Below are 906 nucleotides of genomic sequence, written 5' to 3' on the forward strand. Positions count from 1 at the left end.
CAGGCCTTCGGAAGCGTCCTCTCGCGCGTCGGCGACAAGCTGCTCGGCGGCCTGATGGATTCCCTGGTCGGATCCCTCTTCAAGGGTAGCGGTGGCCTGGGTGCCCTGTTCGGTTTCGCCGACGGCGGCTTCACCGGTTACGGGGGCCGCAACCAGCCGGCCGGCATCGTGCACGCCGGCGAGGTGGTGTGGTCGCAGGCGGATGTCGCCCGCTTTGGCGGCCCGCACGTGGTCAACGCCATGCGGCTCGGCTTGCCCGGCTACGCCGACGGTGGCCCGGTCGGATTCGCCATGCCCAACCTCGCGGCGCTCCCGAACATGCCGATGCCCGCAAACGCGAACGCAGCAGGCGACGGTCCGCAACCCGTCGCCATCGCGATCGACGCCCGTGGTGCGCAGGGCAATAGCGAGATCCAGGCCGCCATCCAGCGCGGGGTCTCGGCCGGCATGGCACAGGTGCATCAGACCATCAGCCGGAACATCAACGGGATCGTCGCCACCGGGCAGAGGCGCTACGCGCGGATGGGCTGATGTCGATCTTCGACGAAGCCGGCGCAGCCGCTCTTCGGGGCGAAACCATCACCGCCGAAATCCTGGCCTTCTTCGACTTCCGCGATGCCCCGCAGCGGGTCCATGCCGGGTTCGGCACGCTCCGGGCCGGCGGCCACGACTGGCAGGGCCTGGGCGGGCTGGGATCGGTCTCGGATATCGAGAGCGCGGTCGGCGGCATCGCCCCTTTGGTGACCTTCACCCTCGCCGGCGTCGGGCCGGAGATCGCCCGCGACGTGATCGACGCCCGGACCGCGGTGAAGGGCCGCGACTGCCGCGTCTACCTGCAGCTCTACGGCGCCGACCTCGCGCCGCTGGGCGGCCTGTACACGCTCTACCGCGGCGTGATGGACCGGC

Annotated in this window: 1 protein-coding gene and 1 pseudogene; both read left to right on the forward strand. The window is 70.8% G+C overall.

Annotated features, from left to right (window positions below; translation table 11 throughout):
* A pseudogene (locus I53_RS33635) lies at positions 1 to 531 on the forward strand (phage tail protein); the annotation flags it as partial.
* Positions 531 to 906, forward strand: a 376-nt coding sequence (locus I53_RS02330) for a hypothetical protein (RefSeq protein ID WP_043346209.1), incomplete at its 3' end; no start/stop codon positions are given. The pseudogene I53_RS33635 and the gene I53_RS02330, both read left to right, overlap by 1 nt.

The sequence above is a fragment of the Methylobacterium sp. B1 genome, assembly GCF_000333255.1.
GTDB lineage: Bacteria > Pseudomonadota > Alphaproteobacteria > Rhizobiales > Beijerinckiaceae > Methylobacterium > Methylobacterium fujisawaense.